Source organism: Paraburkholderia sp. IW21 (genome assembly GCF_041321145.1).
GTDB lineage: Bacteria > Pseudomonadota > Gammaproteobacteria > Burkholderiales > Burkholderiaceae > Paraburkholderia.
In genome coordinates this window covers 212,792-227,588 of the sequence record NZ_JBGGWA010000009.1, presented here as the reverse complement: position 1 = coordinate 227,588, position 14,797 = coordinate 212,792, and the positions used below count along the sequence as shown (strand labels likewise).

The window sequence follows — 14,797 nt, the reverse complement described above, 5'->3', positions numbered from 1 at the left end:
CCGCTGGACACACATGAGTATCGTCAATCTCGCCGCGTATCATTTCGCGACCATCGAAGACACCGCCGCATGGCGCCCGCTCGTCACCGAGCGTTGCACTACGCTCGGCTTGCGCGGCACCATCCTGCTGGCGCCGGAAGGCCTCAACCTGTTCGTCGCGGGCACGCGCGAAGCCGCGGACGCGTTCATCGACTACATTCGTCACGACGCGCTGTTCGAAGGCAAGTTCGTCCATCTGCAGTTCAAGGAAAGCCTGTCGGACAAGCAGCCGTTCACCCGCATGCTGGTCAAGCTCAAGCGCGAGATCATCACGATGAAAAAACCGGCCATCCGGCCGGAGCTTGGCCGCGCGCCGTTCGTCGACGCCCCCACGCTGAAAAACTGGCTCGACCGCGGCCAGGACGACGAAGGCCGGCCCGTAGTGATGCTCGACACACGCAACGCATTCGAAGTGGACGTCGGCACGTTCAATCACGCGCTCGACTACCGCATTACGAAATTCAGCGAATTTCCTGAAGTCATCGAACAAAACCGCGCCGATCTCGAGGGCAAGACGGTCGTGTCGTTCTGCACGGGTGGGATTCGCTGCGAGAAGGCTGCAATCCACATGAAGGAAGTCGGCATCGAGAACGTGTATCAGCTCGAAGGCGGCATCCTGAAGTATTTCGAGGAAGTGGGCGGCGCGCATTATCACGGCGACTGCTTCGTGTTCGACTACCGCACCGCACTCAATCCGCAACTTGAGCCGACCGCAACGGTGCAATGTTTCGGCTGCCGCGCGGTGGTGACGCCCGAGGCGCAGCAATCGCCGCTGTATGTGGCGGGCAAGACGTGTCCGGAATGCCATCCGGACAGCAAGGCGGCGCGCGCCGCATAATGCGGGCGGTTGCGGCAGGCGGTCACTTTCACGCTGCGGCCCGGCGCCCCCATAACGAATCATGGCTGAGCGGCGTGGGTCGCTCAGTTATTCATCGCATTAGCGCATCAGTACACCGATCGAACCCATGACCTATCGTGGACGCTTCGCTCCATCGCCTACGGGGCCGTTGCATTTCGGCTCACTGGTAAGCGCGCTCGCAAGCTGGCTGGACGCGCGCGCGCATGGCGGCGCGTGGCTTGTGCGCATCGAAGACATCGACGGACCTCGCACCGTCCCTGGCGCGGCCGAGGACATTCTGTCGACCCTCGACCGTTTCGGCATGCATGCTGACGAGCCGCCTGCCTGGCAAAGCCATCGTATTGCGCGCTACCAGGAAGCGTTGGATCAGCTGAAGGATGTCGGTTTGATCTATCCATGCGGCTGCACGCGCAAGGAGATAGCGGATTCGTTATTGAACGCGCACGCGCGCAATACGACGCTCGCCTACCCCGGCACCTGCCGCAGTGGCCTACACGGCAAACTGGCGCGCGCATGGCGCCTGCGCGTCCCCGGCGGCGACGCTGCGGTGATCACCTTCGAAGACCGCTGGCAACGCGAGCAGACCCAGAACCTGGCCACCGAGGTCGGCGACTTCGTCCTGAAACGCGCGGACGACCAATGGGCGTATCAGCTGGCGGTGGTGGTCGACGACGCGGACGCGGGCATTACGCACATCGTGCGAGGTGCGGACTTGATGGACTCAACGGCGCGGCAGATTTACCTGCAGCGTTGTCTGGGCGTGCCGACGCCGGCGTATTTGCATGTACCCGTCGTGACGAACGAACAGGGCGAAAAACTCAGCAAGCAAAACGGCGCAACCGCGCTTGACGATGTCAATCCGCTTGAAGCGCTGAGCGCAGCCGCGCGTCATCTGGGTCTTGAACTGGACGGGACCGCATATCAGACGCTAGAGCACTTTTATGCTGCCGCGACGGCAGCATGGGCAGAGCGCATGAGCGTGCGAGTGTGATTACGGCGAGAAGTAGCTGCCGCCCCCAACAGAGGCAGCGCTAATAAAACGCTTGAAAAAGAAACGCCAGAAGCGGCAAGACCAGGAGGAAAAACGCGAAAATCAGGAAGACGAAGGCGATTTCCTGGGCATCCCAAACCCACCTAACAGCGCAGCCAACGGCTGCTTGGAAGACTTCTGCGGAGCTGCGGCAGACGACGCAGCCGCCTCCTCAACCTTCCGAACGGAAGCCGCCGACGGCTCATAAGGCTTGAGGAAGAAATCATCCACAGGCTGCGCGCGATGATGGTGCGGCCGGTCAAACGAACCCGAAGACGCAGCCCCCGAACGCCGGCGACCGCCCCGCTCATCACGGCCCTCGGTACGTTCGCGACGCGGCGCCCGCTCTTCATGGTGATGCCGCACCGGCGCGGCCACCGTCAACCGTTGCATGTCCAGCGGTCGTTTGATCAGCTTTTCGATATCGGCCAGCTGCTTCTTCTCATTCGGGCTGCACAGCGACAAAGCATCGCCGGAAGCACCGGCACGCCCGGTACGCCCAATCCGGTGCACATAATCTTCCGCACTGAACGGCAGATCGAAATTGATCACTGCGGGCAGTTCGACAATATCCAAACCACGTGCAGCGACGTCGGTAGCAACCAAAGCCTCGATCTCACCACGCTTGAACGCATCCAGAGCCTGCATCCGTTCATTCTGCGTCCGGTCGCCGTGAATCGCGGTCGCGATCACGCCGTCGCGCTCCAGACTCCGCGCCAGGCGGCTCGCGCCAATCTTGCTGTTGCAGAACACGATCACCTGCTTGAGGCCGCGCTCGCGAATCAATTGAACGACCGCGCTGGTCTTGTCACCCTCGGCCACTTCATAAACGATCTGCGTCACGTTGGTCGCAGTCGAATTGCTACGCGCGACTTCGATCGTCTGCGGGTCGCGCAGGTAAGTGGCGGCCAGTTTCTTGATTTCGCCCGAGAACGTGGCCGAAAACAGCAGCGTCTGACGTTCCTTCGGCAGCAGGTTCAGGATGCGCTGCAGATCCGGCAGGAAGCCCATGTCAAGCATCCGGTCGGCTTCGTCGAGCACGAGGATCTGCACCTGGCCGAGGTTGGCGGTTTTCTGTTGCACGTGATCGAGCAGACGGCCCGGCGTGGCGATCAGAATTTCGACGCCGCGGCGCAGTTGCTCGGATTGCGGATTCATATCCACGCCGCCGAACACCACCGCACTGCGCAGCGCGGTGTGTTTCGCATACGCCTGCACGTTCGCGGCCACCTGGTCGGCGAGCTCACGCGTCGGCGTGAGGATCAGTGCGCGCACCGGATGGCGGGCGGGCGATGCGCTCGTGCTGGCTTGCGGCAGCAAGCGCTGGATGATCGGCAGCGAGAAGCTCGCGGTCTTGCCGGTGCCGGTTTGCGCGGCGCCCATCATGTCACGGCCGGCCAGCACGACGGGAATCGCCTGCTCCTGGATCGGCGTAGGGATGGTGTAGCCCGAGTCTTTGACGGCTTTCAGGATGTCGGGCGCGAGGCCGAATTGATCAAAAGTCGCAGTGCTGGGCGTGACGGCTGTGTCGGACATGGTGGCTTTCGCTAAAAATGCGCTTGGCGCGGGTGCGCGCGGCAGCGGTCGGAACCGCAGAGGGCATCAGGATGAAGGCGGAGCCACGGCGTTCCGCACGGGACCCGTCAGTATCACGGGAAAAAATGCGGCCGGCTCCGGCCGGCGGAAACACCCGCCGGAAAGGCCGGTATTGTAGCACTTCAGCAAAAACACTCATGGCGCATCTCCCGGCTTTCTGCTTACGCCGGCGAAAGCCGGTGGCCGGGCGTGTCGCCAAGCTTCGGCACATTGCCGCAAAGCCGCCCGGCGCCTCGCTGGCGAGCGTAATTCGTCCACACGACAGTTGCGTGACAGCCGCTGCTTCACCACGTCTCGCGCATCACCATCAAGCGCATCTCGGTCATGTCTTCGATCGCGTAGCGCACGCCCTCGCGGCCAAGCCCGGAATCTTTCACGCCGCCATACGGCATATTGTCGACGCGGAACGACGGCACGTCGTTGATCACCACGCCCCCCACTTCGAGTCCATCCCACGCGCGATGCGCATGGGCGAGCGAATCGGTGAACACGCCGGCTTGCAGACCGAAGTCGCTATCGTTGACGGTTGCCAGCGCCGCGTCGAAATCGTCGAAACGCTCCAGAATCGCCACCGGCCCGAACGCTTCCTTGCGATACAGATCGGTGTCGTGCCGCACGCCTTCGAGCAGCGTGGCCTCGAACATCGCGCCCTCGACCTTGCCGCCCGCGACGATCTTCGCCCCCGCCTGCACCGCGCTCTCCATCCAGCCGGCAAGGCGTTTGGACTCGGACTCGGAGATCATCGGCCCAACGAAAGTCTTTTCGTCCTTCGGATCGCCCATCACCAGCGACTTCGTTTTGGCGATCAGCTTCTCGCGCAGCGCATCGTAGACCTTCGCATGCACCAGAATCCGCTGCACGCCGATGCAGCTCTGCCCCGACTGATAGAACGCGCCGAATGCGAGCCGGTCGACCACGTAGTCGAGCTTCTCGCCCTGATCGCCGTCGACGATCGCCGCCGCGTTGCCGCCCAGTTCCAGAATCACTTTCTTCTTACCCGCCTTTTTCTTCAGGTCCCAGCCCACCGCCGGCGAGCCGGTGAACGACAGCAGCTTGAAACGCTCATCGGTGGTAAACAGATCGGCGCCGTCGCGATGAGCAGGCAAAATGGAGAATGCGCCTTTCGGCAAATCGGTTTCCGCCAGGATCTCGCCCATGATGAGCGCGCCGACCGGCGTGCGGCTGGCCGGCTTCAACACGAATGGCACGCCCGCGGCGATCGCCGGCGCGACCTTGTGCGCGGTCAGGTTCAGCGGAAAATTGAATGGCGAGATAAACGAGCACGGACCGATCGGCACCCGCTTTACGTAGCCGTGATAGCCCTTCGCGCGCGGCGAAATCTCCAGATTGACGATCTCGCCGTCAATGCGCACCGCCTCCTCCGCCGCCACCTTGAACGTGTCGATCAGGCGCGTGACTTCGCCTTTCGAATCGTTGATCGGCTTGCCGGCTTCGATGCAGAGCGCAAGCGCCAGTTCGTCGTAGCGCTCGCGGAAGCGCTTCACGCAATGTTCGAGCACGGCCTGGCGCTTGAAAGGCGGGAAGGCCCGCAATGCCGGCATGGCCTCGACGGCATGACCGATCGCCTGGTCGATGGCCGCCGCGTCGGCCATTGCCACGCGGGTCGCCACCTTGCCGCTGAATTTGTCGGTGACTTCGAGATCGGTGTTGGCGGCCACCGCTTCGTTCGCGAGGTAGTACGGGTAAGTCTTTTTCAACATGACGCGTTCTCCTTGATCCGATGCCTGACAGAAACGACGCAGCCAGCAAGGGCTATGCCCCGCTGCCGCTCATAGTTGCGCGCTGAGCCGCTTGATTTCGCGATTCAGCACGCGCTCGTTGTCCGAATAATCGATCGGCAGATCGATCACATGCACGCCGGGCGTCACGAAACATTCGCGCAACAGCGGCGCGAACTCCGCCGCCGATTCGATGCGATGGCCTTTCGCGCCGTAGCTCTGCGCATAGGCGACGAAATCCGGGTTGCTCAGCGTCATGCCGTAATCCGGGAAGTTCATGTTTTCCTGCTTCCAGCGGATCATGCCGAAGGCGTCGTCGCGCAAAATCAATATCACCAGATCGAGCTTCAGACGCACCGCCGTTTCCAACTCCTGCGAATTCATCATGAAGCCGCCGTCGCCGCACACGGCCATCACCTTGCGGTCGGGGTGCACGATCCTGGTCGCGATCGCCGAGGGCAAGCCGGCGCCCATCGAAGCCAGGGCGTTATCGAGCAGCAGCGAATTCGGTTCGTGCGCACGGTAGTAGCGCGCGAACCAGATCTTGTACATGCCGTTGTCGAGACACACGATGCCGTCCACCGGCGTGGTTTCGTAGACGTCGTTGACGATCCGCACCGGGTACATCGGGAAACGGTCGTCGTGCTGACCTTTGACCAGATGCGCTTCGAAGTGCTGCTTGATCTCCTTGAAGCGCGTGAAGTCCCAATGCTCCTGGCGCGCCTTGAGACTTTCCTTGAGCTGCCACACCGCGTTGGCGATATCGCCCACCACTTCGATCTGCGGGAAGTACACCGTATCGACTTCCGCGCCGAGAAAGTTGACGTGAATCACCGTCTTCTCGCCCGCGTCGCCGCTGCGCATGAAGAACGGCGGCTTCTCGATCACATCGTGGCCCACATTGATGATGCAGTCCGCGTGGTCGATCGCGCGGTGCACAAAATCGCCGTCGGACAAGGTGGCGTTGCCGAGCCACATGGGATGCGATTCGTCGATCACGCCTTTGCCCATCTGTGTCGTGAAAAACGGAATGCCGATCTGGTCGACGAATTCGCGCAGCATCCTGGTCGTGGTCTTGCGATTGCCGCCCGCGCCGATCATCAGCAAAGGATGCTTCGCGTTGGTGATCGCTTCGACCGCGCGCGCCACCGCTTTTTCCTCCGCGACAGGGCGACGGCTGTAGCTCTTCGGAATCGGATGGCCGTCGCCCTCTTCATGCGCGACGTCTTCGGGCAATTCCAAATGGGTGGCGCCGGGCCGCTCTTCCTCCGCCTGACGGAAGGCCTCGCGCACCGAGGCCGGAATGTTGGCGATCGACACCATCTGCCGCGTGTACTTGGTGAGCGGCTCCATCATCCGCACCACGTCGACAATCTGGAAATGTCCCTGCTTGCTCGACTTGATCGGCTTCTGGCCTGTGACCATCAGCATCGGCATGCCGCCTAACTGTGCATACGCGGCGGCGGTCACGAAGTTGGTCGCGCCCGGGCCGAGAGTGGACAGGCACACGCCCGTGCGTCCGGTGAGACGCCCGTACGTGGCGGCCATGAAACCCGCCGCCTGTTCGTGGCGCGTGAGAATCAGGCGGATCTTGGAGCGGCGCAACGATTCGAGCAGATCGAGATTTTCTTCACCGGGGATGCCGAACACGTACTCGACACCTTCGGCTTCCAGCGATTTGACGAACAGGTCCGATGCTTTCATGGAGGGTCTCGCTTGATGAAACGGGGGCACGCCAGAGTCCACCCGTTGAGGTCCGGAAACGGACGATCGAAGACGACGACAGCCGCGCGAACCGTGCGCGGCCTGACATAACAGTGACAGCGGGGATAGCAGTCATAGCGGACACAGCCGATGCCATGTCGGACAGCTTACTACTCGAACGGAAATGATGTGCGCGGGCGGGCAGCGCCACGGAGGTAAGGTGAGGCAGGCGGCGGCGTGTTTGAAGAAAGCCGCCGCATCATGCTCAGCGATTGATGGCGATGCAGTCGGAGAGCATCGGCGGGGCGTTTTCGCCATCCGTCGCGTCGTACAGGTCGGCGCGCGGGCCTTTTGTCCACCAGGTGTAGCTGCCGGCCTGATACTTCGCGCCGGAGGCGGACAGGGTGTTGACGAACAGCAACTGCTGGCCCTTTACAGGCACGAGTGCGAAGCTCTGGCCGTTCGCCGTGTTCCAGTAAGTCACTTGCAGAATCTTTCCGGTCGCGCAGGTGTACTTGTGCGTCTGACGGTGCTTGGTTTCGGCGAGGCGCGATGGCGCGGCCCATGCATTGCCGTACAGCGCCGCGAGACCCATTGCCGCGGTTATCGCACCAAACCATTTCTTCATTGGATGCCTCGACTGTTGTGGCACATCAAGCACGGGGGGAGCCGCCTGTGTTGCGGCCAGGGTTAAGGTTGCGTGGCGCTCGGAGGCACGCCGTTTCGACGCGTTACTTTGTGGAAACCGGCCGTACCGCCGCCGCGGCCTGCTTCGCACGCGAGCGTGCTTCGTCGATGTTCTCGCCGGTGGCAAGCGCCACACCCATGCGGCGCTTGACGAAGCTCTCCGGCTTGCCGAAGAGACGCAGATCGGCACACGGCACAGCCAACGCCGCCGCAACACCTTCGAAAGCGATGCCCGCCTCGTCGCGGCCACCGTAAATCACCGCCGACGCACCCGGCGCCCGCAGCGACGGATCGACCGGCAAACCGAGGATCGCGCGCGCGTGCAACTCGAACTCCGAAAAGCGTTGCGAGCACAGCGTGACCAGACCCGTATCGTGCGGACGCGGACTCACTTCAGAGAACCATACGTCATCGCCGCGCACGAAAAGCTCGACGCCGAACAGGCCCCGGCCGCCCAATGCCGCAGTCACCTTGTGCGCCACTTCGCGTGAGCGTTCGAGCGCGAGCGGGCTCATCGGCTGCGGCTGCCACGATTCGACGTAATCGCCCGCCACCTGAAGGTGGCCGATCGGGTCGCAGAAATACGTGCCGACCTCACCGCGCGCCGGATCGATTGCCCGCACGGTCAACTGGGTGATCTCGTATTCGAAGTCGATAAAGCCTTCGACGATTACGCGGCCATGATTCACACGGCCGCCGGCCATTGCGTATTGCCAGGCGGGTTCGACGTCGGCATCGCGCTTCAGCACCGACTGCCCCTTGCCCGACGACGACATCACGGGCTTCACCACGCACGGATAGCCGACCTTGGCGATACCCGCGCGCAGTTCCTCGAGCGAATCGGCGAACGCGTAGGGCGAGGTCGGCAGACGGAGTTCCTCAGCAGCCAGCCGGCGGATGCCTTCGCGGTTCATGGTGAGTTGCGTGGCGCGCGCGGTCGGGATCACTTCGGCGAGGCCGTCGGTTTCGATTGCGGCGAGTGCGTCGGTTGCGATCGCTTCGATCTCGGGGACGATCAGATGCGGACGTTCCTGTTCGACCAGCGCGCGCAAGGCGGCGCGGTCGGTCATGTCGATCACATGCGAGCGGTGCGCGACCTGATGACCCGGTGCGTTCGGATAACGGTCGACGGCGATCACTTCGACGCCCAGCCGCTGCAGCGCGATGATCACTTCCTTACCGAGTTCGCCGGCGCCGAGCAGCATGACACGCGTGGCGGATTCAGAAAGAGGCGTGCCGATCCGTTGGCCGATCTGCATGGGGTCTCCAGATAAAAGTCGAATGAGGGTGGGATTGGGTAGAACACGATGTTAACATGCGGGCCCCGATACGAACCCGATGCGCAGAGGTCGCAGGCCCCGCGCCGTGCCTTGCTCGCCGGGTCCGCGTTGCTATCTGTGCGTAGGGCGCGCAGAGGGCGCTGCGGCGCCAACGTTTAAGCCCGTTGCACACCGTCGCGCTCGCGTGCGGCGAGCTTAGTGCGTTACCCTTACGCCTTCGCCAGTTTGAAGAGGAACGACGCCATGCTCCAAAGCTCCTCCGCGCGACGTGTTGCGCGCTTCATCCCTTATGCGCGCACGGCTATCGCCGCGTTGAGCGTCGCCGCGCTTTGCAGCGCCTGCGCCATGCCGAAGCATCCCGATTCGGAAGCGGCTCCGCCCGATCCGTTCAACCCGGCCGCCACCCAGTTGCTCGACGACACCAGTTGGGTGCTCAGCGGCTGGAAACAGGCCGACGGCACCGCGCGTGCCATTCCTTCCGTGGATCAGGGCACGCCGATCACGCTCGTGCTCTCGACCGACAAAGGCCAGCGCCACGCCAGCGGCTTTTCCGGCTGCAATCGTTACATGGGTTCGTATGCGCTGAAAGATGGCAAGCTGAGCTTCGGGACGCTGGGCGGCACACGCATGGCGTGCACGACGCCGGGCGGCCAGATCGAAGGCGCCTATCTCAACGCGCTGACGCACATCGACCGCACCGGCGTGCAGATGCGCGCGCCGCAGCAGATGCAACTGGTGCTCGACAACGGCGATACGCTCACGTTCGACCGCAGCGCCAAATGATGGACAGGCGGGTGCGCGCGACGGTGGACACGCGCGGCACCTGCTGGCTCGACGGCCTTCGACCTTCTCGATCTTTCTCGCGGCGGACATACAAATAGCGTCGAGCACTTCGCAGCGATTGCGGCTGATTCTCGATAACCACGACACGCTGGAGTTCGAACGCAATCCCGGGTGGATGACCGAGGGCTATAACTGATCGCCTGGCGCCCCGCATGGCGGCCAACGCCGCGTTAGCAACGCCATTCCGACGGCGACTGACGCGTAGATCAGTCGCCGGTCGGAACGGAATTTTTTTCGACCGCCCTCAAAGCATTTTCCCCTGCCAGTTTCAGTTTAGAATCGCTGACTTGCGCTTAAACGCGTCCGTCATTCGTTGATGTCTAGCATGCATACGGTAGTTTTCGGCTGGTTCGGCGGGTCAGCCGTCTGGTTCATTCCTCTTTTGTGGCGCATCGTGAAGTCGGTGCTGCCGGGCGGCGCGGGTTTGCGCGGCCCCGGCACGATCCGTCTTTGGCTCGGCTTCGTCTGCGTGATGGTGGCGAGTTGCACACTGGAGGCGTCGCTGATCGGCGCGGCCGGCATGAATGGCTTTGGCCATGCGCTGGCGGCGGCCTTCGATCATCTGCTCGGGCATATCGGCACGCCGCTCGCGGCGCTTGTCCTACTCCTGATCAGCCTGCCCTGGCTGATCGATTTCCGCTGGCGCGACGTCGCCGTGTGGGCCGATGGCGCATTCGGCCTCGGTCTGTCACGCGGCCTCGCCAAACGCGACGAGGAAGCGCGCCGCCATCGCAGTGTCGATGACGGTTTGACATCACACGGTTTGCCGTCACACGTGCCGTCGTCCATCAATACGATGGCGCCTAAAAGCAAGGGACGTTATGCGCGTCCGACAGTCTGGCAGCCACCGGCGCGTGGCCGTGGTGCCACTGCGGGCGGCGGTGCGGCGGCAGCGGCAGCGCGCGGCGCTGCAGCGAGTTGGCGCGCCGGCGCTGTGAAGAAGCGCAATCAGGCGACGCAAGCGGAGCCGGTGCTGCGTACTTCCGCCGGCGCGCCGCCTCGGCAGACACCGATGCAGATGTCGACACCCACCCACTCGCCAAACACCGACAAGGCGGCATGGATGCCGGCTGAACCGGTTGCGCCGGCCGGCTGGTTGCGCGAGCCGGCAAGGGTACCGCGCGCGAGCGCGTCTTTAGCGGGTTCGGCACCGGGATTAGAGACGACCGCGACTCCCGTTCGTGATAGCGGATCGCAAGTTGGTCGACGCTCGGCTGGCGAGCAACGTTTCGCGGAGGCCGCGGCGGGTGGTTCGGGCATGACGGGGGGCGCTGGTTTTGCGGGTGCGGCGGCACAGGCAGCACAAGCGCTGCCCGCCATGGCGGCACCGCGGACAATGCCGGCTTCGCGCCCGAACACCAACATCACGTCGGCGCAGACAACACCGCGACCGGCTTCGCCCGCCGCGCCGGCAGCCGGTTATACGCGGCCGATGACCACAACGCAGAAGATCGCACCGCCCGCCAGCGTCCAGGAGACGCTTCGTAGTATCGCGGAAAACGCCGCGCGCTGGACCGACATTGCGGGAGTCAGCCTTGCGCGTAGCAGCGGTGCGGAAAACGCAATGGTCATGACAGCGCCGGTGAATCCCGAACCGTTGGTCGAGGCTGGGCAATCGGGGGTGGTTTCGCCACGTGTGCCACCTGTAAGTGAAGGTGAGCCGCCCGGCATCCAGACATCGTCGGTCGCGTCAGCACTGCCCACGTCCGCATTGACATCATCGGTAGCAGAAACATTGGCGCCGACGGAGACACCGGCATCGGCACAAGCAGAAGTCTCCCTGCAACCAGAGGTTTTGCCAGAAGCACAGACACAAGCTGATGCACCCGCACCGGCACCGGCCGAACAGGTGCAGCAGATCGATCCCCCAGTGGTGGGGTCGCCGGACACAGCATCGGCCGACCTTTCGCGTGTGGTCGACGACACCTCGCCGAGCGAGGCCGTACCGACTTCCCAAGGCATGCCGCCTTGGGAAGTCGCCGGCGCGAGCGACGCCGTTGCGCCGGTTGAAGCAGAAACAATGGCCCTCCCTGCTCTACCGGACGTATCGGATGCGCCGAACCTATCCGACGCTCTGAACTCATCATCGGCCCTGGAAGCTTCGCCCGTCGACACCGAAGCACAGCCGCAAAGCACCGAGACGCGTGCGTCGAATGTGGTCCGCTTCCCTGGCTTCGCGGCGCATGCCGCACCGGTGGCCCCTGCCGTCATCGTCGATGAACCTGCCGAACGCGCGGAAATCTCCGAACCCGCCGAACCCGCAATACAGCGCCCCCCGTTGCGCGGCCACACTCCGGCCAATGGCTTCGAATTCCGCGCGCCCGCAGCATCGATGGTCGAATTGCCGACGCTCGATCTCCTCGCGCGCGCCGACACCGACGTCGAACCCGTTTCGGAAGAAATGCTCATCGAAACCGGTCTGCTGATCGAACAGCGTCTGCAGGAATTCAAGGTGCCCGTTACGGTGGTCGGCCATTCGGCCGGCCCGGTCATCACACGCTTCGAAGTGGAACCGGCGCTCGGCGTGCGCGGCAGCCAGATCGTCGGCCTGATGAAGGACTTGTCGCGTGGTCTCGGCCTCACGTCGATTCGCGTAGTCGAGACGATTCCCGGCAAGACCTGCATGGGCCTCGAATTGCCGAACGCGAAGCGCCAGACGATCCGCCTGTCCGAAATCCTCGAAGCCAGCGTCTACCAGAACTCGCATTCGCAGTTGACGCTGGCAATGGGCAAAGACATCACCGGTCATCCCGTGGTCGCGGATCTGGCGAAGGCGCCGCACATGCTGGTCGCGGGCACGACGGGGTCGGGCAAGTCGGTGGCGATCAACGCGATGATCTGCTCGTTGCTCTACAAGGCGACGCCTGAAGAAGTGCGCCTCATCATGATCGATCCGAAGATGCTGGAACTGTCGGTGTACGAAGGCATTCCGCATCTGCTCGCGCCGGTCGTCACCGATATGAAGCTGGCGGCCAACGCGCTGAACTGGTGTGTCGGCGAAATGGAGAAGCGCTACCGCTTGATGTCGGCGGTCGGCGTGCGCAACCTGCCAGGCTTCAACCAGAAAATCCGCGATTCTGAAGCCAGGGGCAAGAAGCTCGGCAATCCGTTCTCGCTCACCCCGGACGCACCCGAACCGCTCGCGCCGCTGCCGCTGATCGTGGTGGTGATCGACGAACTCGCCGACCTGATGATGGTCGCGGGCAAGAAGATCGAAGAGCTGATCGCGCGGCTCGCGCAGAAGGCGCGCGCCGCCGGCATCCACCTGATTCTGGCGACGCAGCGTCCGTCGGTGGATGTGATCACCGGTCTCATCAAGGCGAACATTCCGACGCGCGTCGCGTTCCAGGTGTCGTCGAAGATCGACTCGCGCACGATTCTCGATCAGATGGGCGCCGAGTCGCTGCTCGGCCAGGGCGACATGCTGTTCCTGCCGCCAGGCACGGGCTACCCGCAGCGCGTGCATGGCGCGTTCGTCGCCGACGAGGAAGTGCATCGGATCGTCGAGTATCTGAAGCAATTCGGCGAACCGCAATACGAGGAAGGCATTCTCGACGGCCCGGCCACCGAAGGCGCGTCACCCGACCTGTTCGGCGAAACGCCGGATGCCGAAGCCGATCCGCTTTACGACGAAGCCGTTGCCTTCGTGGTGCGCACGCGGCGCGCGTCGATCTCGTCGGTGCAGCGGCAATTGCGCATCGGTTATAACCGCGCGGCGCGGCTTGTCGAGCAGATGGAGACAGCGGGGCTGGTGTCTGCGATGGGCATTAACGGCAGCCGTGAGGTATTGGCGCCGGGGCCGGCGGAGTGAGAATGTGGTGGGTGGAATTGCTGCGGGTAGGAAACGGGATGCCGACGTCGCGTAGTGAAAGGTACTAGCGGGTCCACCCTGCACTAGATATAAAGGCGCGATTTTTCTCGACGACAGCTTGTGCCTATAGCCCTAGTCAACTATCTGAAAATTCGCACCCGGATAGAGGAAGAAAGGATAGTTCCCATGACTGAACTCGAGAACATCCGACGGTCCGGCTAAGGCGCTCATTTCCTTGCTCCAGTTTCCATACACGAACCAGCTGCCATTGATCGGCAAAATCGCATAGCGTTGTGCGTTGCTCGCCAACGCATCCGCCAAGCTGTCGCCCGGGTCAGCATTTAAAAATGCAAAGTAGTCGTCGACGCTGTGCTCAGGGCCGACGAAGAAAGCCGGATATTTTTTGAAATGGTGATGGAAATAGGTGAACGGATCCGGCCGGAGGGCAAGTACGGCGAAAGTATCTGCGCCCTCGAACGCCAGGAGCGCGCGGATAAAGAAGAAAAACGTCGGGGTAGAGATATCGATCGAGTCAAAATAAAGCGTCGGTTCGGTCCGCGCAGAGCCAGCCAGAGTCTGGACCGCCGCATTCGCGCGATCCCATAACGGCAAGAAATCTTCCAGATTGCTCAGAAAGTTGCCTTTTTGTCGATTAACCATTTCCCACCCCAGCGAATTTTTACTGTAGCTGAGCCCCGACCCACAGTGACATCAATGTATTTTTGGATGTAATCCGCTCCGGCGGAATCTCATCCGTCTGCGTCTCAGCCAATGGCTCGCACATCGGTGTGGTACGCACATTGCACATTGACGTCGACCTGCGGCTTCGCGCCTCAGCGAGGAGAAAGGCGCAATTGATCGCGCCTTTCTTGTTTGGCCCAGTATCAGAACGATTCTAGAAAATCGGGCTCACCGCCTTGTTACGGCTCAACGCGGAAGCCGCTCGGCGGCTTCATGAAGAACGGATAGAACTCACGTGCGCATTGCATGATCTCAGGGGGACCATGGAACACACCAACATCCCATGAGCGATCGCCGAAAGCGAGCCAGTCACCATCAGTCGGCATTATGACGTAATGCTCGTGGTTCACACCCAGTGCGTCGGCCGGGCTGCCGCCGGGGTCTTGCATCATGAAATGGAAGAACTCATCGTCAGTGTTATTTTTTTATGGACGAATCCGGGGTACTTTCCAAAGTGATGATGAAAAT

General features: G+C 62.6%; 11 protein-coding genes. 4 read left to right on the top strand and 7 right to left on the bottom strand.

Annotation, left to right across the window (positions count from 1 at the left end; translation table 11 throughout):
• The first annotated feature begins 13 nt into the window (after window positions 1-13).
• Both ACAX43_RS21980 and gluQRS read left to right on the top strand, forming a co-directional pair.
• Complete coding sequence (locus ACAX43_RS21980; RefSeq protein ID WP_370710528.1) at window positions 14-877, top strand: sulfurtransferase; 864 nt, start codon at window positions 14-16, stop codon at window positions 875-877.
• A gap of 127 nt (window positions 878-1,004) precedes the next feature.
• On the top strand, window positions 1,005-1,889 hold the full coding sequence (gene gluQRS, locus ACAX43_RS21975) for a tRNA glutamyl-Q(34) synthetase GluQRS (RefSeq protein ID WP_370710527.1): 885 nt from the start codon (window positions 1,005-1,007) through the stop codon (window positions 1,887-1,889).
• Window positions 1,890-1,991: 102 nt separating this feature from the next.
• On the opposite strand, the gene ACAX43_RS21970 is transcribed toward gluQRS, so the two are convergent.
• The 5 genes from ACAX43_RS21970 to purT all read right to left on the bottom strand — a co-directional run bounded on the left by ACAX43_RS21970 (window position 1,992) and on the right by purT (window position 8,913).
• Window positions 1,992-3,464: a DEAD/DEAH box helicase gene (locus tag ACAX43_RS21970; RefSeq protein ID WP_370710526.1), complete on the bottom strand. Its 1,473-nt coding sequence runs from the start codon at window positions 3,462-3,464 to the stop codon at window positions 1,992-1,994.
• A 344-nt stretch (window positions 3,465-3,808) separates the two neighbouring features.
• Entirely contained in the window at window positions 3,809-5,245 is a 1,437-nt protein-coding gene (locus ACAX43_RS21965; RefSeq protein WP_370710525.1) for an aldehyde dehydrogenase family protein, read from the bottom strand.
• Window positions 5,246-5,314: 69 nt separating this feature from the next.
• Window positions 5,315-6,967, bottom strand: coding sequence for an acetolactate synthase large subunit (locus ACAX43_RS21960; protein ID WP_370710524.1), 1,653 nt, complete (start codon window positions 6,965-6,967; stop codon window positions 5,315-5,317).
• 265 nt (window positions 6,968-7,232) lie between these two features.
• On the bottom strand, window positions 7,233-7,595 hold the full coding sequence (locus ACAX43_RS21955) for an MliC family protein (protein WP_370710523.1): 363 nt from the start codon (window positions 7,593-7,595) through the stop codon (window positions 7,233-7,235).
• Between the two features lie 103 nt (window positions 7,596-7,698).
• Entirely contained in the window at window positions 7,699-8,913 is a 1,215-nt protein-coding gene (gene purT, locus ACAX43_RS21950; protein WP_370710522.1) for a formate-dependent phosphoribosylglycinamide formyltransferase, read from the bottom strand.
• Window positions 8,914-9,177: 264 nt separating this feature from the next.
• Between purT and ACAX43_RS21945 the strand changes: the two genes are divergently transcribed.
• Window positions 9,178-9,717 carry an META domain-containing protein gene (locus ACAX43_RS21945; RefSeq protein WP_370710521.1) on the top strand — a complete coding sequence of 180 codons (540 nt, stop codon included), beginning with the start codon at window positions 9,178-9,180 and terminating at the stop codon, window positions 9,715-9,717.
• A 385-nt stretch (window positions 9,718-10,102) separates the two neighbouring features.
• Window positions 10,103-13,588: a DNA translocase FtsK gene (locus ACAX43_RS21940; RefSeq protein WP_370710520.1), complete on the top strand. Its 3,486-nt coding sequence runs from the start codon at window positions 10,103-10,105 to the stop codon at window positions 13,586-13,588.
• A 132-nt stretch (window positions 13,589-13,720) separates the two neighbouring features.
• Here the strand turns inward: ACAX43_RS21940 and ACAX43_RS21935 are convergent, their stop codons facing one another.
• Both ACAX43_RS21935 and ACAX43_RS21930 read right to left on the bottom strand, forming a co-directional pair.
• Complete coding sequence (locus ACAX43_RS21935; protein ID WP_370710519.1) at window positions 13,721-14,248, bottom strand: hypothetical protein; 528 nt, start codon at window positions 14,246-14,248, stop codon at window positions 13,721-13,723.
• Window positions 14,249-14,508: 260 nt separating this feature from the next.
• Window positions 14,509-14,721, bottom strand: a complete 213-nt coding sequence (locus ACAX43_RS21930; protein ID WP_370710518.1) for a hypothetical protein — start codon at window positions 14,719-14,721, stop codon at window positions 14,509-14,511.
• Between the last annotated feature and the right edge of the window lie 76 nt (window positions 14,722-14,797).

Bases quoted from the DNA above. Each gene is read 5' to 3' on its own strand.
- ACAX43_RS21930 (WP_370710518.1), bottom strand. From the start codon at position 14,721: ATGATGCAAGACCCCGGCGGCAGCCCGGCCGACGCACTGGGTGTGAAC.
- ACAX43_RS21980 (WP_370710528.1), top strand. From the start codon at position 14: ATGAGTATCGTCAATCTCGCCGCGTATCATTTCGCGACCATCGAAGAC.
- ACAX43_RS21940 (WP_370710520.1), top strand. From the start codon at position 10,103: ATGCATACGGTAGTTTTCGGCTGGTTCGGCGGGTCAGCCGTCTGGTTC.
- ACAX43_RS21945 (WP_370710521.1), top strand. From the start codon at position 9,178: ATGCTCCAAAGCTCCTCCGCGCGACGTGTTGCGCGCTTCATCCCTTAT.
- ACAX43_RS21935 (WP_370710519.1), bottom strand. From the start codon at position 14,248: ATGGTTAATCGACAAAAAGGCAACTTTCTGAGCAATCTGGAAGATTTC.
- ACAX43_RS21965 (WP_370710525.1), bottom strand. From the start codon at position 5,245: ATGTTGAAAAAGACTTACCCGTACTACCTCGCGAACGAAGCGGTGGCC.
- purT (WP_370710522.1), bottom strand. From the start codon at position 8,913: ATGCAGATCGGCCAACGGATCGGCACGCCTCTTTCTGAATCCGCCACG.
- gluQRS (WP_370710527.1), top strand. From the start codon at position 1,005: ATGACCTATCGTGGACGCTTCGCTCCATCGCCTACGGGGCCGTTGCAT.
- ACAX43_RS21955 (WP_370710523.1), bottom strand. From the start codon at position 7,595: ATGAAGAAATGGTTTGGTGCGATAACCGCGGCAATGGGTCTCGCGGCG.
- ACAX43_RS21970 (WP_370710526.1), bottom strand. From the start codon at position 3,464: ATGTCCGACACAGCCGTCACGCCCAGCACTGCGACTTTTGATCAATTC.
- ACAX43_RS21960 (WP_370710524.1), bottom strand. From the start codon at position 6,967: ATGAAAGCATCGGACCTGTTCGTCAAATCGCTGGAAGCCGAAGGTGTC.